This window comes from Denitratisoma oestradiolicum, assembly GCF_902813185.1.
Lineage (GTDB): Bacteria > Pseudomonadota > Gammaproteobacteria > Burkholderiales > Rhodocyclaceae > Denitratisoma > Denitratisoma oestradiolicum.
On the sequence record NZ_LR778301.1, the window covers coordinates 3663047 to 3685619 of the forward strand.

22 protein-coding genes are annotated in these 22573 nt (G+C 65.4%); 9 read left to right on the forward strand and 13 right to left on the reverse strand.

Features of this window, described 5'->3' with window-relative positions; translation table 11 throughout:
- The first annotated feature begins 9 nt into the window (after window positions 1–9).
- The 6 genes from DENOEST_RS16770 to DENOEST_RS16795 all read left to right on the forward strand — a co-directional run bounded on the left by DENOEST_RS16770 (window position 10) and on the right by DENOEST_RS16795 (window position 9724).
- Window positions 10–933, forward strand: coding sequence for a phosphate/phosphite/phosphonate ABC transporter substrate-binding protein (locus DENOEST_RS16770; protein WP_145769412.1), 924 nt, complete (start codon window positions 10–12; stop codon window positions 931–933).
- Complete coding sequence (locus tag DENOEST_RS16775; protein WP_145769413.1) at window positions 930–3830, forward strand: putative bifunctional diguanylate cyclase/phosphodiesterase; 2901 nt, start codon at window positions 930–932, stop codon at window positions 3828–3830. Before DENOEST_RS16770 ends, DENOEST_RS16775 begins: the two co-directional genes overlap by 4 nt.
- A gap of 103 nt (window positions 3831–3933) precedes the next feature.
- Window positions 3934–5028, forward strand: coding sequence for an efflux RND transporter periplasmic adaptor subunit (locus DENOEST_RS16780; protein WP_145769414.1), 1095 nt, complete (start codon window positions 3934–3936; stop codon window positions 5026–5028).
- The gene (locus DENOEST_RS16785; protein WP_145769415.1) at window positions 5029–8094 is read left to right on the forward strand and encodes an efflux RND transporter permease subunit; all 3066 of its coding nucleotides are present in this window, start codon (window positions 5029–5031) and stop codon (window positions 8092–8094) included.
- Window positions 8091–8408 (forward strand): DUF3240 family protein, encoded by a 318-nt coding sequence (locus DENOEST_RS16790; protein WP_145769416.1) that lies wholly within the window; start codon window positions 8091–8093, stop codon window positions 8406–8408. Before DENOEST_RS16785 ends, DENOEST_RS16790 begins: the two co-directional genes overlap by 4 nt.
- Complete coding sequence (locus DENOEST_RS16795) at window positions 8405–9724, forward strand: TolC family protein (protein ID WP_145769417.1); 1320 nt, start codon at window positions 8405–8407, stop codon at window positions 9722–9724. Before DENOEST_RS16790 ends, DENOEST_RS16795 begins: the two co-directional genes overlap by 4 nt.
- Window positions 9725–9733: 9 nt before the next feature.
- Here DENOEST_RS16795 and DENOEST_RS16800 read toward each other — a convergent pair whose 3' ends face one another.
- Genes DENOEST_RS16800 through DENOEST_RS16815 form a run of 4 tightly spaced genes read right to left on the reverse strand, consistent with a single transcriptional unit; the run spans window position 9734 to window position 13320 of the window.
- On the reverse strand, window positions 9734–10210 hold the full coding sequence (locus tag DENOEST_RS16800; protein ID WP_145769418.1) for a VOC family protein: 477 nt from the start codon (window positions 10208–10210) through the stop codon (window positions 9734–9736).
- Window positions 10207–11001, reverse strand: coding sequence for a prolipoprotein diacylglyceryl transferase (gene lgt / locus DENOEST_RS16805; RefSeq protein ID WP_145769419.1), 795 nt, complete (start codon window positions 10999–11001; stop codon window positions 10207–10209). Before lgt ends, DENOEST_RS16800 begins: the two co-directional genes overlap by 4 nt.
- 23 nt (window positions 11002–11024) lie before the next feature.
- Complete coding sequence (locus DENOEST_RS16810) at window positions 11025–12245, reverse strand: hypothetical protein (protein ID WP_183148277.1); 1221 nt, start codon at window positions 12243–12245, stop codon at window positions 11025–11027.
- Between the two features lie 4 nt (window positions 12246–12249).
- Window positions 12250–13320 carry a TIGR03617 family F420-dependent LLM class oxidoreductase gene (locus DENOEST_RS16815; protein ID WP_145769421.1) on the reverse strand — a complete coding sequence of 357 codons (1071 nt, stop codon included), beginning with the start codon at window positions 13318–13320 and terminating at the stop codon, window positions 12250–12252.
- Between the two features lie 203 nt (window positions 13321–13523).
- Here DENOEST_RS16815 and DENOEST_RS16820 point away from each other — a divergent pair, with 203 nt between their 5' ends.
- Both DENOEST_RS16820 and DENOEST_RS16825 read left to right on the forward strand, forming a co-directional pair.
- On the forward strand, window positions 13524–14459 hold the full coding sequence (locus DENOEST_RS16820; protein WP_170228092.1) for a LysR family transcriptional regulator: 936 nt from the start codon (window positions 13524–13526) through the stop codon (window positions 14457–14459).
- Window positions 14460–14491: 32 nt separating this feature from the next.
- On the forward strand, window positions 14492–14929 hold the full coding sequence (locus tag DENOEST_RS16825) for a nuclear transport factor 2 family protein (RefSeq protein ID WP_145769423.1): 438 nt from the start codon (window positions 14492–14494) through the stop codon (window positions 14927–14929).
- 31 nt (window positions 14930–14960) lie between these two features.
- Here DENOEST_RS16825 and DENOEST_RS16830 read toward each other — a convergent pair whose 3' ends face one another.
- The 9 genes from DENOEST_RS16830 to flhD all read right to left on the reverse strand — a co-directional run bounded on the left by DENOEST_RS16830 (window position 14961) and on the right by flhD (window position 21602).
- Window positions 14961–15761, reverse strand: a complete 801-nt coding sequence (locus DENOEST_RS16830; RefSeq protein ID WP_145769424.1) for an SDR family NAD(P)-dependent oxidoreductase — start codon at window positions 15759–15761, stop codon at window positions 14961–14963.
- Window positions 15762–16005: 244 nt separating this feature from the next.
- Window positions 16006–16899, reverse strand: a complete 894-nt coding sequence (xerC, locus tag DENOEST_RS16835) for a tyrosine recombinase XerC (RefSeq protein WP_145769425.1) — start codon at window positions 16897–16899, stop codon at window positions 16006–16008.
- Window positions 16900–16901: 2 nt separating this feature from the next.
- Window positions 16902–17567, reverse strand: a complete 666-nt coding sequence (locus DENOEST_RS16840; RefSeq protein ID WP_145769426.1) for a DUF484 family protein — start codon at window positions 17565–17567, stop codon at window positions 16902–16904.
- Window positions 17564–18409 carry a diaminopimelate epimerase gene (gene dapF / locus DENOEST_RS16845; protein WP_145769427.1) on the reverse strand — a complete coding sequence of 282 codons (846 nt, stop codon included), beginning with the start codon at window positions 18407–18409 and terminating at the stop codon, window positions 17564–17566. Before dapF ends, DENOEST_RS16840 begins: the two co-directional genes overlap by 4 nt.
- Before the next feature lie 5 nt (window positions 18410–18414).
- Window positions 18415–18825, reverse strand: coding sequence for a CoA-binding protein (locus tag DENOEST_RS16850; RefSeq protein ID WP_145769428.1), 411 nt, complete (start codon window positions 18823–18825; stop codon window positions 18415–18417).
- Window positions 18826–18873: 48 nt separating this feature from the next.
- Window positions 18874–19737 carry a lysophospholipid acyltransferase family protein gene (locus DENOEST_RS16855; RefSeq protein WP_145769429.1) on the reverse strand — a complete coding sequence of 288 codons (864 nt, stop codon included), beginning with the start codon at window positions 19735–19737 and terminating at the stop codon, window positions 18874–18876.
- Window positions 19737–20609 (reverse strand): lysophospholipid acyltransferase family protein, encoded by an 873-nt coding sequence (locus tag DENOEST_RS16860; protein ID WP_332068241.1) that lies wholly within the window; start codon window positions 20607–20609, stop codon window positions 19737–19739. The genes DENOEST_RS16855 and DENOEST_RS16860 overlap by 1 nt, the downstream gene beginning before the upstream one ends.
- 119 nt (window positions 20610–20728) lie before the next feature.
- Entirely contained in the window at window positions 20729–21274 is a 546-nt protein-coding gene (flhC, locus tag DENOEST_RS16865; RefSeq protein WP_145769431.1) for a flagellar transcriptional regulator FlhC, read from the reverse strand.
- A gap of 10 nt (window positions 21275–21284) precedes the next feature.
- Window positions 21285–21602, reverse strand: coding sequence for a flagellar transcriptional regulator FlhD (flhD, locus tag DENOEST_RS16870; protein WP_145769561.1), 318 nt, complete (start codon window positions 21600–21602; stop codon window positions 21285–21287).
- A 376-nt stretch (window positions 21603–21978) separates the two neighbouring features.
- Here flhD and DENOEST_RS16875 point away from each other — a divergent pair, with 376 nt between their 5' ends.
- The gene (locus tag DENOEST_RS16875) at window positions 21979–22554 is read left to right on the forward strand and encodes an NUDIX hydrolase (protein WP_145769562.1); all 576 of its coding nucleotides are present in this window, start codon (window positions 21979–21981) and stop codon (window positions 22552–22554) included.
- The last annotated feature ends 19 nt before the right edge of the window (window positions 22555–22573 follow it).

The window sequence follows — 22573 nt, forward strand, 5'->3', positions numbered from 1 at the left end:
ATCCGGCGAGTGCTAAACTCGCTCCCACCTTTCCCCATCAGCGAAAGCACCCATTCCACGCTGTCCACGGAAATGCGGCCCAGACGACTCATCATCGGATTTTTCGCCCTTCTGCTGCTGGTCATCTATCCGGCGAGCCGGGCCATGGCAACGTCCCACGATGATGAACATCGCGTCTATTCCTTCATGATCATCGGCCAGACCGCGCCAACAGAGGAGCGCAGTCGATGGCTGACCTTTCTGGAACAGCTTGCCGCCGGCACCGAACTCTCCTTTCGCCTCCAGATACCGTCCACCATGGGCAACTTCGAGTCGAGGGTGCTCAATGGCGATCCAGACTTCGTCTTCGTCGACGGCTATCTGATGACCCGTGCCCGCAACAGCCAGGGCTACCTGCCCCTGGTAAGGGACGGCAAACGTTCGACCCAGGGCGTGATTCTGGTGAGGCAGGACAGTCCCATCAAGACGCTGAAAGATCTGGAGGGCGCGCCCATCGTCTTTTCTTACCCCAACGCCTTTCCCGCCACCCTGCAATTACGCCAGACGTTGGCCCGGGAACATATCAATTACCTGCCACGCTTCGCCGGCAATTACAGCAACGTCCTGCGCCAGGTGCTGTATCAGGAAGCCCAGGCCGGTACGGCAACCCTGGGAGTCCTTGGACGGGAGCGGCCCGAGATCCTGTCCCAGTTGCGCATCCTCTATTCAGCCCCCGCTGTCAGCCCCCCAGCTCTGGCAGTGCACCCGCGCGTCTCGCTCGCCACAAGGCGGATCATTGAAGCCGCCATTCTGTCCATGACCTACACCTTCCCTGGCCGCCGGGCTCTCGACGGCGTGGAGCTCACCCAGCCGACAGCGGCGAACTACGAGACCGATTACCGGCCCATCGAGTCCATCGGCCTGGCACCCTTTGTCCGAGCGGGGGAAGAATGAAATTCCTGCGGGGCCTCTATTTCCGATTGTTGATGCTGGGGGCCGCAGTGGCGGCCATCGCCGTGCTCAGCTTCGGCTATTACGTGGCGGCGGAGCAAATGAAGATGGAAGTCACCACCCACGAAAGGGAGCTCCAGTTGCGAGCGGCAGGGCTGGCGGCGGCAGCCAACCATGCCGTGCTGGCCCGTGACTACTGGGAAATCGAGCAACTGCTGCGCCAGGCCATCAGCGACCCCAGCCTGCTCGAGATCCAGATTTCAGATGACAAGGGACATGTACTGGGCAACATAGGTCGTTCCCTGATCGACGCCACACCCAGCCTGATTTTCGATACGCCGACGATCACCACACCCAACAGCGAAAACAACCCCCAGATGCGGCGCCGGGGAGACCTGATCGAGGTCTGGTCTCCCGTCGTCCTGGACAAGACGGTGGGCTGGGTCCGACTGGAAAGCAGCCAGGCCGGCAGCCGCGCCCGACACCGCCATATCTGGCGGGATTCCCTGATCGTTGCCCTGTCTGTACTGGTGGCCAGCGCCCTGATGCTGGGCTGGCTGTTGCGGGGTCCGGTGGGAGCCCTGGGAGCGGCCACCCGCTTCGCCGCCTCATTGCCCCTGAATCATGGCCATCAGCTCGACACGCATCCGTCCATCACCGAGGTAGATGGGCTGATCGATACCCTGAACCAGACGTCCCGTCAGCTCGCCGAGCAGGACGAGGCCCTGAGAAAAAGCCAGCGCCATCTGGAAATACGCAATCAAGTCTATGAACGACTGGCCCTGGGCAGTGAGCTCCAGGAAATCCTGAGCCTGATTGTCTCCGGCCTGGAAAGCGAGCGGCCCCAATGGCTCGGCGCCATCCTGGTGCTGGACGGAGACGGCCGGCACCTGCGCCTGGGCGCCGCCCCGAATATGCCGGAATCCTATCTAAAAATGGTGAACGGCCTGGAGGTCGGCGAAGGCATGGGCTCCTGTGGCACCGCCGTGTACCGGGGCGAACGGGTGGTGATCGATGACATCGCCCACCATCCTTACGGCCTCCAATTCCGTGACCTGGCACTCCAGATAGGCATCGTTTCCTGCTGGTCGGAACCGATCCGTTCCAGCCGGGGAGATATTCTCGGCACCTTCAGTTTTTACCAAAAAACTCCCACCCGCCCGACCCAGGAAGATACCGAGGCCATCCTCCACGGCACCCATCTGGCCAGCGTGGCCCTGGAACGGCACCTCACCGAGGAAGAGCTGCAACTGGCAGCCTCGGTCTACCAGGCCAGCGGCGAAGCCATCATGGTCAGCGATGGCGGCAACCACATTGTCGCGGTAAATCCGGCCTTTGTCCGTCTCACCGGCTACAGCTCCCAGGAGGTCATGGGCAGAAGCCCGGCCATCCTGGGCTCGGGGCGCATGGACAAGTCCTTCTACAGCGCCATGTGGCAAGCCCTTGAAACCAGCAACCGCTGGCAGGGAGAGATATGGAATCGTCGCAAGAACGGCGAGGTTTATGCCGAATGGCTCACCATCAACGTGATCCGTGACCACGAGGGGCAACCCCACCGCTACATCGCCATGTTCTCGGACATCACCGCCAAGAAGCAGGCGGAGGAAACCATCTGGCAACAGGCCAATTACGACCAGCTCACCGGCCTGCCCAATCGCCGCCTGTTCCGCGATCGACTGCGCCAGGACCTGCGCCGCGCCCAGCGCCAGAATGGCGCTCTGGGGCTGATGTTCGTGGACCTGGACCGGTTCAAGGAAATCAACGAGACCCTGGGCCACGAGGCCGGTGACAAGTTGCTGATCGAGGCCGCCCAGCGCATCAACTCCAGCGTACGGGATACCGATTCGATAGCGCGCCTGGGCAGCGATGAATTCGCCATTACCCTGCTGGGCCTGGTGGAACCCAACGAAATGGAGCGAGTCGCCCAGGCCGTACTGCTGGCCCTGTCCCAACCCTTTTCCCTGGACACGGAAGTGGGCTATGTCTCGGCCTGCATCGGCATCACCCTGTTCCCCAACGATGGCCTGGACATCGAAACCCTGCTCAAGAACGCCGACCAGGCGATGCATGCGGCCAAACAGGCGGGACACAACAACTTCTCCTGGTTCACCCTGGACCTGCAACTGGCCGCCCAGGTGCGGCGCACCCTGATCAACGACCTGCGGGGCGCCCTGGCCGCCGATCAGTTGCGGGTGTATTACCAGCCCATCATCGACCTCCAGAGCGGCGCCATCGTCAAGGCCGAGGCCCTGCTGCGCTGGCAGCATGGCTCCCGGGGACTGATCAGCCCCGCAGTATTCATTCCCCTGGCCGAGGAAGTGGGCCTGATCGAGGAAATCGGCGACTGGGTGTTCCGCACCGCCGCCCGCCAGGCCCGGACCTGGCACGACCAGGGACACACGCTCCAGGTCAGCATCAACAAGTCCCCCCGCCAGTTTGGCGGCGACGGCAGCGGCAACACCTGGCTGGCATTCCTCAAGGAGCTGAACCTGGAACCGCGCCAACTGGTGATCGAAATCACCGAGGGCCTACTGCTCGACCAGCGGTCCACCGTGACCGAGCAACTGCTGGGCTACCGGGACGCGGGCATGGAAATCGCCGTGGACGATTTCGGCACCGGCTATTCGGCCCTGTCCTATCTCCAGCGCTTCGACATCGACTACCTGAAGATCGACCGCAGCTTCATCAAGGACCTGACCGAGAGTGCCGACGACCGGGCACTGGCCGACGCCATCATCGTCATGGCCCACAAGCTGGGTCTCAAGGTGATCGCAGAGGGCGTCGAGACCGCGCCCCAGCGGGACTGGCTGATCGGCGCCGGCTGCGACTACGCCCAGGGCTTCCTCTACTCCCGCCCGGTGCCGGTGGACGAATTCAACGCCCTGCTGCGGCGCGGCTGATTCTCCTGAGGAATCACGGGCGGCTTCACCATCTGGGGGGGCTTAAGCTCCGCTTAAGGCTGCCCAATGACAATGGCCCATCTGTTACGGAGATGGACCATCCATGTTGCGAACCACCCTGGCCTTACTGATCACCGTTTGCCCCCTGCTCAGCCTGGCGGGGGAACCCCTGATCACCCTGACACCGGAACAGGCCCGGCGCAGCGGCCTCGTCGCCCAGGCCCTGCAAGACATCCAGGCCAGCCAGGAGCATGGCATGCCGGCCCAGGTGGTGATTGATCCCCGGCGCATCGAGATCCTGGCCGCCCCCCTGGGCGGCACGGTGATGGCGATCCGGGTCCTGGCCGGTGAAACCGTAAAAAAGGGCCAGTCCCTGGGACGCCTGCAAGGGGCCCCCCTCCTGAGCCTGCAACGGGAATACCTTGAGGCTCGGGGCCAGGCCGAGCTGACGGCAGAGGCCCGGCAGCGGGATGAAACCCTCTACGCCGAGGGCATCATCGCCCGGGCCCGGTTGCGCCAGACCCAGGCCTCAGATCGTGCCGGCACGGCCTTGCTCAACGAAAAGCGCCAGGCCCTGCGACTGGCGGGGCTGGCGGAACCGGATTTACGGAGCGGAAGCTTCTCCGGCACCGTGGAACTGCGCGCCCCCTTCGACGGCGTGGTGCTGGAGGCACCAGTCCAGCCCGGCCAACGGCTGGAGGCCGCCACTTTGCTGTTCAAGTTGGGCAGACTCGACGCCCTGGCCCTGGAGATTCAGGCCACGGCGGACCTGGCAGCGGGCATCACCCCGGGCGACCCGGTGTCCGTGCCGGGCTGCCCGCAGCCGGCGCGCATCACCAGCGTCGCCTCCCAGTTGTCTGGCGGCAATCAGTCGGTACTGGTGCGGGCCCGGCTGCCCCAGGCCGCCGGCTGTGTCCGGCCCTACCAGCAGTTGCAGGTCCAGGTGCAGCCTTCGGGCAATCACCACCGGGAGGGATGGGTGCTGCCCACGGCGGCCCTGGTACGCCATCAGGGCCAGCCCTGGGTCTTCGTCGCCGCACCGGGCGGCTACCGCCCGGTGGCGGTGCGGCTGCTGGATGAATCGGACCAGACCGTGCGCATCGCCCCCGGCCTGCCGGCAGAAAGCGTGGTGGTGGTGAAGGGCGGCGCCATCCTCAAGGCTGTCTGGCTGGGTCTGGGCACCCCGGGGGGGCATTGAATGTTGTCCCGCCTGGTGGAATTTTCCCTGCGCCAGCGCCTGCTGGTGCTCGTCATCATGGTGCTGCTGATGGGCGGCGGTGCGGCGGCCCTGCGCCAGTTGCCCATCGACGCCTATCCGGACGTGTCCTCCACCCAGGTCAAGATCATCATCAAGTCCCCGGGCATGACGCCGGAGGAGGTGGAGACCCGCATCGTCACCCCCATCGAACTGGAGATGCTGGGCATTCCGGACAAGCGCATGGTGCGCTCGGTCTCCAAGTACGCCATCGCCGACATCACCCTGGATTTCCAGGACGGCACCGACATCTACTGGGCCCGCCAACAGGTGAGCGAACGCCTGGCCGGCCTGATGACCGAACTGCCGGCCGGGACCAGCGGCGGCATGGCGCCCATCACCACTCCTCTGGGGGAGATGCTGATGTTCACCATTGAAGGAGAACTTCCCCTGGCGGAAAAGCGCTCCTTGCTGGACTGGGTGATCCGCCCCCAATTGCGCACCCTGCCCGGCGTGGCCGAGATCAATAGCCTGGGGGGCCAGGTGCGCAGCTTCGAGGTGGTGCCCGACCTGATGGCCCTGAAGGCCCGCGGCCTGAACCTGGCCGACTTGCGGCAGGCCCTGGAAGCCAATAACCGCAACGAAGGTGCCGGACGCCTGGCCGAAGGCGAGGAATCGCTGCTGGTGCGCATAGAAGGCAGCGTGAAAACCCTGGCGGACATCGCCGAGATCGTCGTTGCCAGCCGCGACGGCAGCGTGGTCCGGGTGGGCGATGTGGCCCGGGTTCACATCGGCAGCCTGAGCCGCTACGGTTTCGTCACCCACGGCGGCCGGGAGGAAGCTGTGGAAGGCCTGGTGCTGGGGCTGCGGGGGGCCAACGCGCAACAGGTGGTGGGCGGCGTCAAGGCCCGCCTGGCGGAAATCCAGAAGACCCTGCCCGATGGCGTCACCACCCGCATCTTCTATGACCGGGGCGCCCTGGTGGAACGGGCGGTGGGCACGGTGTCCCGAGCTCTGGGGGAGGCCATCGTACTGGTGCTGGTGCTGCTCCTGGCCTTTCTCGGCGGGCTGCGGCCGGCCCTGGTGGTGGCCACCGTGCTGCCCATGGCGGCCCTGATCACCTTCGCCATGATGCATCTGTTCGGCATGTCGGCCAACCTGATGAGCCTGGGGGGGCTGGCCATTGCCATCGGCATGCTGGTGGATGGCGCGGTGGTGGTGGTGGAGAACGTGGAAAGCGAACTGGCCCGGTCGGGGCAGGAATCCCTGCCCCTGCTCCACCGCATCTACCGGGCGGTGCGGGAGGTGACCCTGCCCGTGGCCTCGGGCATGGTCATCATCGTCATTGTCTTCCTGCCCCTGCTGACCCTCCAGGGTCTGGAGGGCAAGCTGTTCACCCCGGTGGCCCTGACCATCGTCTTCGCCCTGTCCGCTTCCCTGCTGCTTTCCCTGACGGTGATTCCGGTGCTGGCCTCCCTGCTGCTCAAGCCCGACCCCCAACACCAGGAACCCTGGCTGCCAAAGAAGCTGACGGCCCTCTACGCCCCGTTGCTGGACCATGCCCTGGCCCATGCCCGCTGGGTGATGATCACTGCCCTGATCCTGCTGGGCCTGACCGGCGGCGCCTTCCTGCTGCTGGGCAAGACCTTCATGCCCACCATGGATGAGGGCGACCTGCTGATGCAGGTGGTCAAGCTGCCCTCCATCGATCTGAACACCAGTGCCCACATGGATCTGGCGATGCAAAAGACGCTGCTGGCGGAGGTGCCTGAAATCCGCGACATCGTGGCCCGCACCGGATCCGACGAATTGGGTCTGGATCCCATGGGTCTCAACGAGACCGACAGTTTCCTGGTGCTGAAGCCCCGGGAGCAGTGGCGCCAGCCCGACAAGGAGTGGCTGATGGAGGAGATACGGCGGGTCATGGCCGGGTTCCCGGGCATCGATATTTCATTCACCCAGCCCATCGAAATGCGGGTCTCGGAAATGCTCACCGGCACCCGGGGGGATCTGGCCGTGAAGATTTATGGCAGCGACCTGGGGGAACTCAATGCCCTGGCGGAGCGGATGGCCGCCCTGCTGAAGAACATCCGGGGCGCCCAGGACGTGCTGACGGTAAAGAATGAGGGCGTCCAGTACTACACGGTGGAAGTGGATCGTCTGGCCGCCGGCCGCCTCGGTTTCTCCGTGGCGGAAATTGCGAACGTGCTGCGCACCCAGGTGGAAGGCCAGCCGGCCGGCCTGGTGCTGGAAGGCAATCGCCGCACGCCCCTGATCATCCGCGGCGGTGAGGAAGTACGCCTGTCGCCGGCCCTCTTCGCCAATACCCAGCTGCCCCTGCCCGGCGGCGGCAGCGTGGCCCTGTCCAGTCTGGCCCAACTCAAGCGTGTGGCCGGCCCGGTGAAGGTGGACCACGAGAATGCCCAACGCATGGTGGTGATCCAGGCCAATGTCGGCGGCCGGGACCTGGTGGGATTCGTGGAGGAAGCCAAACTGAAAATGGCGGCCCAGATCCCCCTACCCGCCGGCTATGCCGTGGCCTGGGGTGGCCAGTTCGAGAACCAGCAGCGGGCGGCACGACGCCTGGCCCTGGTGGTGCCGGTGGCCCTGGCCCTGATCTTCCTGATCCTCTTCGCCACCTTCCGCTCCCTGCGTCAGGCGGCCCTGGTCTTCGCCAACATTCCCTTCGCCATGATCGGCGGCGTCTTTGCCCTGCTGCTGGCCGGTGAATATCTGTCGGTGCCGGCCTCGGTGGGCTTCATCGCCCTGCTGGGCATCGCCGTGCTGAATGGCCTGGTGATGATCAGCCACTTCAACCAGTTGCTGAACCAGGGCCTGCCCATGGCCCGGGTGGTGGCGGAAGGCGCCCGGCGCCGCCTGCGGCCAGTGCTGATGACCGCCAGCATTGCCGCCCTGGGCCTGGTGCCCCTGCTCTTCGCCAGCGGCCCCGGCTCGGAAGTCCAGAAGCCCCTGGCCATCGTGGTCATCGGCGGCCTGGTCACCTCCACCGCCCTGACCCTGTTCATGCTGCCCATCCTGTTCCGCCGTTACGGCGTGGAGACGAAATGATGCAATCCGATTGCGACGCCTGCCTGAAGCTGATCCTGCCGCGTAGTCTGGAAGAACCGGTGGTGGATTTCCTGCTGCAACATCCGGCCCAGGCCGGTGCCTTCATCGCCTATGGCGTGGATGGCCACGGGGCACCGGAATCCATCCTCAGCACCAGCGAGGAAGTGCGGGGACGGGCCGAGCGCATCAAGGTGGAAATCCTGACCCGGGAAGTCCAGGCCCGACAACTGGTGGCGGAGCTGAATCTGCTGCTGCCGGGCGCCCCCATCAGTTACTGGATCACCACCATCGTCGAGGCCGGGAGGTTTGCATGAAGGTCCGGGAATTCCGTCTGCTGTTGCTGGGGGCAGCACTCTTGCGGGCTTTGTCGTCCCCCGCCGCCGAGCCAGCCGACCTGCCTCCCGTCGAGGTGGTCAGCCGCGCCCTGGCGGCCCATCCCCTGGTGCGCGCCGCCGAGTCCGGCATTGCCCTGGAACAGGCACGCAGCGAGCAACTGGAAGCCGGCCCCCATGAAGTAGCCCTCACCCTGGGCAACAGCCGCCGCCGCGAAACCCTCACCGACACCCGTTATGCCGAACAGGAAATCGGCCTGCAACGGGCCTTCCGCCTGCCGGGCAAGCGCGGTGCCGACCAGCAACTGGGCGCCGCCGGTCTGGCCCTGGCCCTGGCCCAGCGGGGCGAGGCCCGTCACGAGACCTCGCGCCTGCTGCTGTCCCTCTGGTTCAATGTGCTGCGGGAAGCCTCCACCCTGACCGAATGGGAGGCCCAGGCGACGGTCCTGAGCGAACAGGTCCGGGCGGCCCGGCGCCGGGCAGAACTGGGAGATGCCTCCGCCCTCGACCAGTCCCTGGCAGAGGCCCAGTTGGCCCAGGCCGAGGCTCAACGGAGTCAGGCCGGCACCCGGCTGCAACTGGCCCGCAACGAACTGGCCCAGCACTTTCCCACCCTGCCCACGCCCCCCGCCGTCCTGGCGGAACCCCAGCCACCCCTGCAAGGTCTGGCGCAGTGGCGGGAGCAGATTCTCAACCATCACCACGGCCTGGCCCTGGCGCGAACCACGGCCCAGCGCCAGCGTATCGGCGCCGGCCGCGCCGAACTGGAACGCCTGCCGGACCCGACCCTGGGCCTGCATTGGGCTTCGGAACGAGGCGGCCAGGAAAAACTGTTCGGAGTGCAACTGATCATTCCCCTGCCGGGTGGCGCCCGGGCCGCCGCCAGCCGAGGCGCCCAGGCCGAGGCCGAGATCGCCAATGCCCGGGAAGCCGCCGCCCTAGCCCAGGCGGAAGCGGAAGTCCGCCGCACCGTGACCCAGGCCGAAGCCGCCTATCGCCACTGGCAACAGCAATCCCAAGTGGCGGCGAAGATGGACAAGAATGCGCGCCTGCTGGATCGGGCCTGGCGCCTGGGCGAAGGTCAGATCTCCGAGCTGATTACGGCCCGCCGACTGGCTGTCGACGCCCAACTGGCCGCGGTTCAGGCCCGGGCCGAAGCCCGCGAGAGCCACTACCGGCTCATGCTGGATGCCCATCAGCTCTGGCCCCTGGACGGTCATCCGGATGAAACTCCGGGAGAAGCCGCCCTCAAGGAACAGCGGGAGCGGCTGGCGCACCTGCTGCCAGTTGCTCCCTGAAGCAGAGCCTCAGCCCGCCAGTCTGGCGAAGGCCGCCACCACTTCCGGCGGCGCCTGGACCAGCTCGATCAATACACCCTCGCCACCGACGGGAAATTCGTCATTGCCCTTGGGGTGCAGGAAACAGATGTCGAAGCCAGCGGCACCCTTCCTGATGCCGCCAGGGGCGAAGCGCACGCCGTTGGCGGTGAGCCACTCCACGGCACGGGGCAGGTCATCGATCCACAGACCCACGTGGTTCAGGGGCGTGGTGTGCACGGCGGGCTTCTTCTCCGGATCCAGGGGCTGCATCAGGTCCACTTCCACCTTGAAGGGGCCGCTGCCCATGGCGCAGATGTCCTCGTCCACGTTTTCCTTCTCGGAGACGAAGTTGCCGGTGATTTCCAGACCCAGCTTGTCCACCCAGAGGGTCTTGAGTTTTTCCTTGGAGGGACCGCCGATGGCGATCTGCTGAATACCGAGAACCTTGAAGGGGCGCTGACTCATGAAGACTCCTGTTTGCGATAGGCAATGAAAATCAGAAGGACACCGATCAGCACCATGGGCAGGGACAGCCACTGCCCCATGCTGACCGTGTAGGAATGACCGAAGATGCCGGCATCGGGCTCGCGGAAATATTCGCCAAGCCAGCGGAATACGCCGTAGCCGACCAGGAAGGCGCCGGACAGGGCCCGCAAGGGGCGCGGGCGGGCGCCGTAGAACCAGAGGATCAGGAACAGCAGCAGGCCCTCCATCCCCGCCTGGTAGAGCTGGGAGGGATGGCGCGGCAGGGTATCCACATGGGGAAAGATCATGGACCAGGGCAGTGCCGGGTCCGCCACCCGGCCCCACAGTTCGCCGTTGATGAAGTTGCCGATGCGCCCGGCCAGAAGGCCCGTGGGTACCAGGGGGGCGATGAAGTCCGTCACCTGGAAAAAACTGCGCCCTGTCTTCTTGCCCCACAGGGCCATGGCCACCAGCACACCGAGAAAACCGCCATGGAAGCTCATGCCCCCCTTCCACACCGCGAGAATTTCAGCGGGATGGACCAGGTAATAGCCCGGCTCGTAGAACAGCACCTGGCCCAGGCGGCCGCCGAGGATCACCCCCAGCACCCCGTAGAACAGCAGGTCGTCGATGTCCTGGCGGGACCAGCCCGGAGCCAGGCCCCGGGCCATGCGGACGCGGCCCAGGACCACGAAGAGGATGAAGCCCGCCAGATACATCAGACCATACCAGTGCACGGCCAAAGGGCCCAGGCGAAGGGCGACAGGGTCGAGTTGGGGATAGATCAGCATGGGCGCATTATCGGCGATCCCGGCTAGCGCTGGTGGATCGGTACCGCCTGGCGGCGCGCCAGCTGTTCGGCCCGCTCCGCCGGAGCGAGGTGGCGGGTCTCCGGAGGAAGATGGGCCGCCAGGTCGGAAAGCTTCACCAGCTCCGCAACGGGAGCCTCATCCGCAGCCAGGGGACGGGACAGGCCCTGCCAGCGCATGAAAACATAACCCTCACCAAAGCCGGCGGGGTCCAGCCAGTTGGCCACGCCGGGGTCCTTCAGGCTGATCACGAAACGGATGCGGCCATCCCGGTCCACGACCGACTGTGCCCGGGTCAGGCTGACCTGATGATCCACGTAGTTGGGGGTCACGAACCAGGGGTCGCCGAGCTGGATGCCCTGGTAGCGGGCATCGCTCTTCCTGACCGTGATCACCAGGGCCTGGTCCGGACCGATCCGGTAGCGGGCCATGATGGACTGCTGCCCGCCCAGCCCGCCGTTGCCGGCATCGCTGGCCCGGGGCGTGGGAAGCTGATTGATCGGTAGCTTCTGGATCATGGGCAGATAGCCCTCGTTCCAGGTGCGTGTCCCCGCCATTACGTAGTCGCCGGCGCTGGCCGCCGCCAGGGACGCATCCACCGACGGCGCCCCGGGATCGAGGCGCTCAATGGACAGGGACGAGGGCGTCTCCCGGTTCCAGTCCTCGAAGGTCTGTCGCAACAGCAGGGCCTTCGCTCCCGCCGGCAGGGGTGCCCAGTAGCTCGGGCCCGATGGACGGGGACCACCCAGGAGAATCTCGAATTCATCGCCAGGGCGGATGCCCAAGGTATCCGGATCCACCACCGCCAGATTGCGCCCCAGGCCGACGATGGGGTAGCTGTCCAGAATCTGCATGGTCAACATGACGTGGCGGCCACGCCGACCACGAATCCGGTAGCGGCCGTTTTCCGCCAGCAGTGCCGAGGCGTAGATGTTGTCCGGATTGTAGAGACCGGCCCGGCCATCGATGCCGTCGGAGCGGCTGATGTAGGGCTTGTCCAGATGGCGCGAGTGTTCGTAGGCGGCCAGGGCACCGGCCACCAGACCGGCGGCATAGCGGGCGGTGGCCGCCGGACCGGCGCTGGTAGCGGCAGGATGAGCCGCCAGTTGGTTCTCCAGGGCCTGCACCGCCTCCGCCAGGGATACCGTCCCGGCCACCGCGCCGCCAGCCCAGCAGGATGCGGCCAGCAAAACTATTTGAAACAAGGTCATCGTTCGCGCCGTCATGGTTTCAATCCAGATGCAGCTTGGCCACGGTTTCCCGCAGCAACTCGGTATCGTTGCGAGCCTCTCCCAGCAGCACCAGCACCACGGTGCTGAAGAGCCCCAGGGACTTGGCCCGGATGGTTTCCGCCAGGCGGTCGTAGGTGCTGATCACGGCCCATTCCTCCAGCATATCGTCGCTGATCAGGCCGGGCAACTTGGCCCACTCCCCGGCCACGGAAAGCCGGTGCAATTCCATGCCGATGTCTTCCCAGCCGTGATGGGCCAGCACCGCGTGGTAGGAGCGGGTGGATGCGTAGAAGGCGATCTGCTTGCGCAGGGCCTCCTTGGAAGCCGCCAGCTCTTCCTCGTTGCGGCCCAGGGCCATGAAGGGGGCTCCGATCAAGTCGAAGGCGCTCATGTCCCGGCCGGCCCTGGCCGCGCCCTCGGCCACCGCCGGCAGGATCACCTCCCTGGTGTAGCGGAAGGTGGCAATGGGATGGAGCCGCAGCCCCTCGCACATCTCCCCGGCCAGCCGGGCCATGTAGGTGTTGGCGGCGGCGGCGTAGATCGGCACTTGCGGATGCTCGATGGGTCCCGGATTGAAGAAGGGCGGCAGCATGGTGAAGCGGTAGTGCTGGCCTTCGAAATAGCTGGGCTTGTCCGGATTCTGAAAGCTGGCGAAGATGGCCCGCAGACACTGGAAGTATTCCCGCATGCGGGGACCGGGGGCGCTGGTCCAGGGAGTGCTGTAGCGCCGCTCGTTATGTCCCTTGACCTGGGTGCCCAGCCCCAGGGTGAAGCGGCCGCCGGAGAGGTTCTGCAAGTCCCAGGCGACCTGGGCCGTCACCATCGGGCTGCGGGGGAAGGACACCGCCACGTTGGTGCCGAGGATGATCTTCCGGGTATGTTCGGCGGCGATGGCCAGGGGAATGAAGGGATCGTGTCCCGACTCCGGCGTGGTCAGGCCGTCGAAGCCAAGATCCTCCATCTCCCGCGCGATAGCGGCGAAGCGCGCCAGGGTAGGCCGGTTCTGGCCACTGCCGGCGTATTGATCGGTGTCGGGACCCATAAGGGCGGTTTCTACGCGTAGTGACATGTGGAATCCTTGGAATCGGTTGCGGCACCCCTTCGTGTGGAAATGCCGGCAGTTTCAAAAGGCTTGGAAACAAGCTGCCAAAAACGCTAATCTGACTGACGATTTTAAGAGCCTGTCAGTAGGAAACGTACCCCGCGTTCCCTACTGAAACAGGCTCTAAGTCTACCGATGTGTTCTACCGCTGGCTAATGGATATGGCTCACATGAACATGCAGGATATTCAGTTACGGAAGGTCGACCTTAATTTACTGGTGGCGCTGGATGCGCTGCTTTCCGTGGAGGAGGTCGGTCTCGCCGCGGCAAAGATGGGCATCACCCAGTCTGCCATGAGTCACACCCTGCGCCGGCTGAGAGAGCTGTTTGGCGATCCGCTGCTGATCAAGGGCAAGGGGCACATGATCAAGACCCCCCGGGCCGAGGCCCTGGCGGCCCCCCTGCGGAAGGCCCTGCTGGAATTACAGCAGGCCGTGCGCATCCAGTCCGAATTCATCCCCGAGACCTCGCGTCTGCGCTTCAGCATCGCCACCAATGATTACGGTGACCTGATCATGCTGCCGCCCCTGCTCTCCCTGCTCTCGACCCAGGCGCCGAGCATCGACATCCGGGTCGGCCATTTCGATCCGGAACAGTCCATCGCTCCCCTGGAGGCCGGCAGCATCGAACTGGCCCTTTGCCACCCGCTGAAAAGTGCGACTGGCATTCACCAGCAGACTCTCTTCGAGGACGATTTCTGCTGTGTCACCCGGCAGGCCCTGCCGGGCATCAGGAGCCATCTCGATCTCGACACCTATCTGACCCTGCCCCATTTGCGCATCGCTCCCCGAGGCGACCAGCGGGACCCCATCGACCGCGCCCTGGCCCAGCGGGGTCGGCAACGGCGCATCGCCCTGAGCATTCCAAATTTCAGTTCCGCCCCCATGGTGGTGGCCCGTTCGGATCTGATTCTCACCGCGCCCCGACGCTGCATCCTGGCCTGGAAGAATCTGATGCCCATCAGCATCTACGAACCACCCCTGGACCTGCCTTGCTTCTCCATCGCCATGGTCTGGCACGAGCGCTTCCAGCAAAACCCGGCTCACCAATGGCTGCGTGAAAGACTACGCCAGATTGCCTCCCCCTCAAGAAACACCCAGTCATAATTCACCTGCGAACACTTTCCCCGGGAGACGCAATGGACCAACTCATGGAAATCGAAGCCATCAAGCAATTGAAGGCCCGCTACTTTCGGCTGATGGACCAGAAGCGCTGGGACGAATGGGCCGAACTGTTTACTGAGGACTTCACCGGCATCTACGACGGCCCCCATCCCCAACTGCGTTACGAGGGTCGGGACAGCTTCATCCGCCAGAACCGGGAGGGTCTGGCGGACATGATCACCGTGCATCACGGCCACATGCCCGAAATCCAGTTCACCGACAGCACCAGCGCCACCGGCATCTGGGCCATGTTCGACTACGTGGAGCGCAAGGGCAGCGGACAGGCCTTCCAGGGTTATGGCCACTACGAAGACGAGTACGTGAAGCGGGACGGCCACTGGAAGATCAAGAGCACCCGGCTGAGCCGGCTGCGCTGCGACGCCCAGCCGGCCAGGCCTCCCGCAGAAATGTGATCAGCCGGAATCTAGCAATCAGCAACGGGGTTCATTCCGGGAGCTCAGGTGCCCAATTGACGCCGTTGATATGGCCGCCACCATCCACGAACAAGGTGTTGCCGGTCAGATAACGGGCATCCTCGCTGGCCAGGAACAGGGCCACACTGCCAATGTCCATTTCCGGGTCGCCCATGCGTCCCATCGGATTCTGCTTCAACATGAGGGCCGCATTTTCCGGCTGGGCCGCGGCGAACTTCTTGGACGCCTCGGTATCTGCCGCGGGGCAGATGATGTTGCAGCAGATCTGATGCCGCGCCCATTCCCGCGCCGCGGTGCGGGTGATGGAACGGATGGCTTCCTTGGCCATGTTGTAATCCACCGTGAACGGGTGGGCATTGACGCCGTTGAGGGAGCCGAAGTTGATGATGCGTCCCCACTGCTTCGCCTTCATGTGAGGAAATGCGGCCTGCATGGCCCACAAGGAGGCCATGGGCCCCACCTTGAAGGCATGTTCCATGGGTGCATCGGTGAAATGCTCCACCCGGCCGTAGGAACTGCCGCGCAAGCGACCCCAGGCATTGTTCACCAGGATGTCGGCGCTGCCAAAAACCTCAACGGCCCTGGCCACCATGGCCACGACCTGTTCCTTCTGGGTCACGTCCACCTGCATGAACTCGGCCTGGGCGCCAAAATCGGCACGGACCTCCGCCACGGCGGCAGTCCCGGCCTCGGCGTTGTAGTCGGCCACCAGAACGGCGGCACCCTCCGCGGCCAGGCGCCGGGCAATGCCCCGGCCGATACCCAGGCCGGCACCGGTAATGATGGCAACTCGATGATCCAATCTACCCACGATGACCTCCTCTTGAAACTGAAATTATTGGAAGGGAAATACTGAACGCTGGGAAACCTGGACTCCCGCTTGGGCGGGTGACGGATTCTGGACTTGTTCGGCCTCGCCCCAGGACTTATCGGGCCGTCGCACCCCATCTATGGGCAGCAGGCGAGGCCAGTCGATTTGATTCTAAGCATCCCACCCGGAACGCCCTGTTCGCATTTCCGGTCCGCAGGGCCAGGCGGGGCAGATCCGTGACGGATCAGGCCTTGTGCTTCTTCGCCCGAGGATGGGCGGCGTCATAGACCTTGGAGAGATGCTGGAAATCCAGGTGGGTATAGATCTGGGTGCTGCGGATGTTGGCGTGGCCCAGCATGTCCTGTACTGCCCGCAGGTCTCCGGAGGATTGCAGCAGATGGGAAGCGAAGGAGTGGCGCAGCATGTGGGGATGCACGTGCTGCGCCAGACCCTGCTGACGCGCCCAGCGCCCCAGGCGACGCTCGATCTGGCCAGCGGACAGTCGGCTGCCGCGCCGGCTGACGAACAGGGCCGGCTCACTGGCGGCGGCCAGGGTGGCCCGCTGCTCCAGCCAGGCTTGCAGGGCCAGGGCAGCCTGGCGGCCGAGGGGCACGGTGCGGGTCTTGTTGCGCTTGCCGGTCACCGTCACCTCCCTCTCCACCAGGTCCAGATGGGGCGCCACATTCAGGCTGGCCAGTTCCGCCAGGCGCAAACCGGAGGAATAGAACAGCTCGAACATGGCCCGATCCCGCAGTTCCAGCAGGTTCTCGGCCGGGGCGTCGAGCAGGGCCTGCACCTGGTCCACCCCCAGGGCCTTGGGCAGCAGACGCTGGGCTCTGGGGGCGCGCACCCCCTCCACCGGATTGCGCGGAATCAGGCCGCGCCGGGCCAGCCAGCGGTAATAGGCGCGCCAGGCCGAGAGCACCCGGGCCAGGCTGCGGGGGGAGAGGCCCCGGCCGTGCAACTGCATCGCGAAGCGGCGCACCTGGTGGGGCTGCACGCCCGCCAGTTCACTATCGCCCGCCAGTTCCTGGAGCAGGGCCAGATCGCGGCGATAGGCCAGCACCGTATGGGGACTGGCGCGGCGCTGATGGGCCAGTTCCTCGAGGAACTCTCCCGGCTCGGCGCCCGCGGACATGGTCAGTGAACCACGCGCAGCAGTGTGGAGGCGGCCATGTCGCCGATACGGTTGAGGAACATCACCCCCATGTCCGGGTAGAAGCGCTCCACTTCCTCGCTGGCCAGCACCAAGAGGCCAAAGCAGGCGCCGCCTTCGACACCGTCCTCCCGCAGGGGAATCTGGGCCAGGGAACGAATGTGGCCGCCCTGTTCGCCGAACAGGGCCACCGCCTCCTGGCCCGACGCGCCGCCGCAGTAGGGGCGATGGATGCTGCCGGCGAAGGCCTTGAGGGTATCGGGCACCGGCGAGTATTCCGGCGCGTCGTCCTGGCTGCCACCCACGCCCCAGATGCGTACCGCCACATGGGGCACCGCAAAGGAACCGGAGAGATGGGTATTGAGCACCCGCACCGCCTCGGCCAGATCATCCACCCCCAGCAGGGCCACGCCCAGACGATGCACCTTCTCGGCGATGATGTCGTTCTCCTCGCCGTAGCCGATCAGTTCGGCCAGCTTGCTCTCCAGTGCCCGGGCCTTGTCGCGCAGCACGGTCATCTGACGTTCGGCCAGGGACACCGCCGCGCCCCCATGGGGATCGGGAATGCGGATCTGGGTCAGCAGGTCCGCATGCTGCTCGAAGAATTCCGGATGGGTCTTGAGATAGAGGGCGATTTCTTCAGCGTTCATGACAGGTCCTCGGGAAGTTCGATTTCGCCTTGAAACACGGTAACGGCAGGGCCGGTCATCAGTACCGGGGTATCGGGGCCGCTCCAGGCGATGGAAAGCTCGCCGCCCCGGGTGGACACGCGTACCGGTGTATCCAGCAGCCCCCGGCGGATGCCCGCCACCACGGCGGCGCAAGCGCCGGTGCCGCAGGCCAGGGTCTCACCGGCGCCGCGCTCATGGACCCGCAAGCGGATGGCGTGACGGTCCACGATCTCCATGAAGCCGGCATTGACCCGACGCGGGAAGCGCGGATGGTTTTCGATCAGGGGGCCGTCCTCGGCCACCGGCGCGCTGTCCACAGCGCCCACCACCTGCACCGCATGGGGATTGCCCATGGAGACCACACTGATCATCCACTCCCGTCCCGCCGCAGCCAGGGGCTGGATCACCGCGTCGCTGTCGCTGACGAAGGGAATCTCCGCTGGAGCGAAGCGGGGCAGGCCCATGTCCACGGTGACTTGGCCGTCGGCCTCCAGGCGCGGCGCGATCACCCCGCAGCGGGTCTCGACCCGGATCTCGCGCTTGTCGGTAAGGCCCGCGTCGGTGACGAAGCGGGCAAAGCAGCGGGCGCCGTTGCCGCACTGTTCCACCTCGCCGCCATCGGCATTGAAAATGCGGTAGCGGAAATCCACCTCGGGACTCCCGGGCTTTTCCACCACCAGGAGCTGGTCGCAGCCCACGCCGAAGTGGCGGTCGGCGAGGAAGCGGACCTGGGCCGGGTTGGGCACGAAGCTGCCGGTGACGGCGTCGAGCACCACGAAGTCATTGCCCAGGCCCTGCATCTTGGTGAAGGGGATTTTCATGGCGCTCACCGCAGCAGTCCCTGGTCCCGCAGCAGGCAGCGGTCCATCACCACCGTCATGCCGGCGGCCCGGGCCCGCTCGGCCGCCGCCTCGTTGATCACCCCGTCCTGGAGCCAGAGCCGCTTGACGCCCCGGGCCAGGCAGTCATCCACGATCTCGTCCACGGCATCTGCGGCGCGGAACACATCCACCAGGTCCGGCACCTCGGGCATCTCCCACACCGAGGCGTAGGCCTGCTCGCCCAGGCCCTCGGCCAGGGCGGGGCGGATCGGAATGATCCGGTAACCGGCCAGGCGCAGGCCCAGGGCCACCCGGTGGCTGGGGCGGTCGGGCTGGGGGGAAAAACCCACCACAGCCACGGATTTCACTTGCCGCAGCAGGCTGCGGATTTCGTCTTCACTGGGATTGGCAAACATCGTGCAATCTTACTCTTGGGCAAAAGTCGGGGCCGGCGAATAGGCACCTCAATAAACCCCTTTTTCACCGGGAGGACGGGTCTTGAAGCGCTTGTGGGACCAGAGGTATTCGGCCCCGTCGCCGATGCGGATCTGGGCCTCGATGTAGGCGTTCATCCGGGCCGCGTCGGCCACCGGGTCCTCCCCCGGATAATCGTTCCAGGGTTCGCCGACGATCACCCGGTAGCCGACGCCGTCGCGCCGGGTAAGCACCGGCACCACACTGGCGCCGGTGAGCCGGGCCAGGCGGGACAGTCCGGTGATGGTGGCGGCGGGAACACCAAAGAAAGGCGCGAACACCGCGTCCCGCCGGCCGTAGTCCAGATCCGGCAGATAGTAGAAGGGACGACCGGCCTTGATCTCGGCCACCACCCGGCGCAGGCCGTCCTGGCGGGAAAGCAGGGTCTGCCGACCGAAACGGGTGCGGCCTCGGTGAATGGCCACGTCGAAGGCTGGATTCTTGACCCGGGCATACATGGTGACCATCTCCAACTCCAGACACAGCCGCGACCAACCCATGTCTAGGCCGACAAAATGAGGCGCCAGCAGGATCAGGGGCTTGCCCTCCAGGGCCTGCAGCCGCTCCAGGCCCTCGATGCGGATCAGGCGCCGCAGCCGTTCTGGCGAGGACCACCAGAGCAGACCCCGCTCCAGGGCGGTGGCGGCGAAGCGGCCGAAGTGACGCCGGGCCAGGCGACGGCGGGCGGATTCATCCAGTTGCGGCAGACACAGGCGCAGGTTGATCAGGGTGGCATGGCGCCGCTCCCGGTTGACGCACCAGAGCAGCCGGCCCAGGGCACGGCCCGCCAGGTCCTGCCAGGACAGGGGCAGCCAGTGCAGCAGCCAGATCAGAGCCAGGCCAAGGCGCCCCATCAGCGACCCTCGCCGGGCGGAGGCGGCGCCCCCCGGGGCCGCTTGTAGCGGTTGTAGCCCCACAGGTATTGCTCGGGACACTGGCGGATCAAGTCCTCCAGGGCTCGGTTGAGGGCTGCGGCCTTTTGCGACGAGTCGCCTTCCAGGGGCGCCAGCAGGGGAAACAGCTTGAGGTGGTAGCCCCGGGCGCCGGGCAGGCGCTCGGCATAGGCCAGCAGCACCGTGGCTCCGGTGTCGGCCAGACGGGATGCCAGGGTCATCGTATACGCTGGACGACCGAAGAAGGGCACCCAGACCCCCTCGCCGCTGCCCGGTACCTGGTCCGGCAGCATGCCCACCGCCTCCCCCTGGCGCAGGGCGCGGATCAGGGATCGCACCCCCGACAGGTCCGCGGGGGCCAGCTTGAGATTGGCGCCCCGCCCCTGTTCGATCAGGGGCGCCAGGGCATCCCGCTTGGGACGACGGTAGAGCACGGTCATGGGCCGGTGGGCGGCGTAGTACTGAGCCGTGATCTCGAAGCAGCCCAGGTGGGGCGTCAGGAACAGCAGCCCCTTCCCTGCGGCCCATGCCCCCTCCACCAGTTCCCAGCCGCTGACCTCCACCACCCGGGCCACCACCTCGGTCTGGGGACGCAGCCACAGCTTGGGCAGTTCGAACAGGGCGCGGCCAGCCTGGGCCGCAGCCAGGGGCGCCCGCCCCGGCGCTTCCAGCCCGGCCTGGGCCAGATTCTGCCGCAGCAGGCGCCGGTAGCGGGCCGAGAGCAGATAGGCGAGCCGCCCGGCCAGGGCTCCCAGGCCGTGGAGCCAGGAGAGCGGCAGGGCGGAAAGCAGACGGAACAGGAAGACCATGAGTGGAAATGGGGCACGACGCAGGGTGCGTCATTGTCCGTGATCAGACGCCGCAATCAAAGCCTTCTGGCAGCGGTGAGAAACGGAAGCCAGAAAACAAGCGTCCCGCCGCAGCGGGACGCTGAACATGCCGGCGCAGGCAATCAGGCGACCGAAACCGCCACGGCCCCCATGGCCTTGCGGGTCTTGCCGGCCCGGGCGGGCATGTGGCAGAGGCCGCAGACGTAACCTTTCTTCGGATCATGGGCGTGGGCGACGAACTCGCCGCTGCATTCCTCGCAGGCCACCATTTGCAGCATGTCCGCCTCGAAGAAACGCACCATGGTCCAGGCCCGGGTCAGGGACAGCACGGAATCCATGCCGCCGCGCTTGATTTGCCCCAGGTACATGCGATAGGCGCTGATGATCAGCTCCAGGCCCCGCAACTGGGTGTTGCGTTCGAAGAAGCGGAAGTAGCCCATGAACAGGGAGGCGTGGATGTTGGGCTGCCAGGTCATGAACCAGTCGGTGGAGAAGGGCAGCATGCCCTTCGGAGGAGATTCGCCCTTGACCTCCTTGTAGAGTTTCAACAGGCGTTCCCGGGAAAGCTTGGTCTCCGCTTCCAGCAATTGCAGACGGGCGCCGAGCTCGATCAGTTCGATGGCGAGACGGATGTCCCTCGCCTCCATGATCACGGACTTGTTGCGCATGCGCATACCTCTAGGAGAGGGTCTCGACGGGTTTTCCGGCAGCCAGGATGGCGGCATGAATATGTCCGACACCGCGCTCCCGCTCGTGATTGGCCAGGAGGTTGAGCAACAGCGTGTCCTCGAAACGGAAGCTGCACAACAGCATGTCGGAACTGGCCATCTTGAGAATCTGTCCCGGCGTCAGATGATCCAGGATATCAGCGATCTCCTGGCTGATGCCCAGGCGAAAAATGGCCGACTCTCGATCGGAGCGAACCATGCTCTGCGCCAGCATCAGGTAGGCGAGATTGACTTCCTTTATATCGTTGTGAGTGTCAGTCGATTTCATCATGCGCTCCTTGAAATTCCGCCTCCAAGTTAGCTGAGGCCGCAGGCGCATTGTTGCCCCCCCCGGGAATAATGACCATAGGTGGACAGAGGGACTTTATGTCAGAAAAGACGGATATCCCCTGTAAGAATAATCCTACAGAGGTAGCGATCCGCCTGCTTCCGGAGCAATCTCAACGGCATTCCTGTTCCAGGAGCCGGACCTGGAAGGGATGCCCGAACGGGTTTTCCAGGGAATGGACATCATAGTCCCGCGGCCCGACCCCGATCCCTCGATATCCGGCAGAAGAGTCGGCGAATTCCCGGGGAACAAGGCTCGCAGATCGGCTAGCCGGATGCGGCCTCGGCCGTTAGAATTGTTCGCCATGGACCCCATCATCAACTACTGCTGCGCCTGCGGCGGCGCCATCGTCCTGCGGGTGCCCCCCGGCGACTCCCTGCCCCGCCATGTCTGCGCTGCCTGCGGCGCCATCCACTATCGCAACCCGCGCATGGTGGTGGGCGCCCTGGCCGAATGGGAGGGTCGTATCCTGCTCTGCCGCCGCGCCATCGAGCCACGCCTGGGGCGCTGGACCCTGCCCGCCGGCTTCATGGAGAACGGCGAAACCGTGGCCCAGGCCGCGGCCCGTGAGACCCTGGAGGAAGCCAATGCCCGGCTGGAACTGCACGATATGTACACCGTGATCAGCGTGCCCCAGGCCAACCAGGTACACATGTTCTATCGCGCCCGCCTGCTGGACCTGGATTTTTTCCCCGGCGAGGAAACCCTGGAAACCGCCCTTTTCAGTGAACACGAAATCCCCTGGGAGGAAATCGCCTTCCGTACCGTCACCCAGACCCTGCGCCATTTCTTCGAGGACCGGAGCCAAGGGGACTTCCGTTTTCATGCCGGAGAAATACCCCTGCCCAGCCCGGCCCCCGGGGACATCGACGCTGCTATCAAAAGTCCCTGAGCTTTGTTAGGCTTATGGC

What these genes read in the sequence shown, in the direction of transcription:
- xerC (WP_145769425.1), bottom strand. Translation starts at nt 16,899, where the DNA reads ATGTCCGCGGGCGCCGAGCCGGGAGAGTTCCTCGAGGAACTGGCCCAT.
- DENOEST_RS16850 (WP_145769428.1), bottom strand. Translation starts at nt 18,825, where the DNA reads ATGTTTGCCAATCCCAGTGAAGACGAAATCCGCAGCCTGCTGCGGCAA.
- DENOEST_RS16815 (WP_145769421.1), bottom strand. Translation starts at nt 13,320, where the DNA reads ATGTCACTACGCGTAGAAACCGCCCTTATGGGTCCCGACACCGATCAA.
- DENOEST_RS16820 (WP_170228092.1), top strand. Translation starts at nt 13,524, where the DNA reads ATGAACATGCAGGATATTCAGTTACGGAAGGTCGACCTTAATTTACTG.
- DENOEST_RS16840 (WP_145769426.1), bottom strand. Translation starts at nt 17,567, where the DNA reads ATGAACGCTGAAGAAATCGCCCTCTATCTCAAGACCCATCCGGAATTC.
- DENOEST_RS16780 (WP_145769414.1), top strand. Translation starts at nt 3,934, where the DNA reads ATGTTGCGAACCACCCTGGCCTTACTGATCACCGTTTGCCCCCTGCTC.
- DENOEST_RS16790 (WP_145769416.1), top strand. Translation starts at nt 8,091, where the DNA reads ATGATGCAATCCGATTGCGACGCCTGCCTGAAGCTGATCCTGCCGCGT.
- DENOEST_RS16785 (WP_145769415.1), top strand. Translation starts at nt 5,029, where the DNA reads ATGTTGTCCCGCCTGGTGGAATTTTCCCTGCGCCAGCGCCTGCTGGTG.
- DENOEST_RS16775 (WP_145769413.1), top strand. Translation starts at nt 930, where the DNA reads ATGAAATTCCTGCGGGGCCTCTATTTCCGATTGTTGATGCTGGGGGCC.
- DENOEST_RS16825 (WP_145769423.1), top strand. Translation starts at nt 14,492, where the DNA reads ATGGACCAACTCATGGAAATCGAAGCCATCAAGCAATTGAAGGCCCGC.
- dapF (WP_145769427.1), bottom strand. Translation starts at nt 18,409, where the DNA reads ATGAAAATCCCCTTCACCAAGATGCAGGGCCTGGGCAATGACTTCGTG.
- DENOEST_RS16855 (WP_145769429.1), bottom strand. Translation starts at nt 19,737, where the DNA reads ATGGGGCGCCTTGGCCTGGCTCTGATCTGGCTGCTGCACTGGCTGCCC.
- lgt (WP_145769419.1), bottom strand. Translation starts at nt 11,001, where the DNA reads ATGCTGATCTATCCCCAACTCGACCCTGTCGCCCTTCGCCTGGGCCCT.
- DENOEST_RS16795 (WP_145769417.1), top strand. Translation starts at nt 8,405, where the DNA reads ATGAAGGTCCGGGAATTCCGTCTGCTGTTGCTGGGGGCAGCACTCTTG.
- DENOEST_RS16800 (WP_145769418.1), bottom strand. Translation starts at nt 10,210, where the DNA reads ATGAGTCAGCGCCCCTTCAAGGTTCTCGGTATTCAGCAGATCGCCATC.
- flhD (WP_145769561.1), bottom strand. Translation starts at nt 21,602, where the DNA reads ATGAAATCGACTGACACTCACAACGATATAAAGGAAGTCAATCTCGCC.
- flhC (WP_145769431.1), bottom strand. Translation starts at nt 21,274, where the DNA reads ATGCGCAACAAGTCCGTGATCATGGAGGCGAGGGACATCCGTCTCGCC.
- DENOEST_RS16810 (WP_183148277.1), bottom strand. Translation starts at nt 12,245, where the DNA reads ATGACGGCGCGAACGATGACCTTGTTTCAAATAGTTTTGCTGGCCGCA.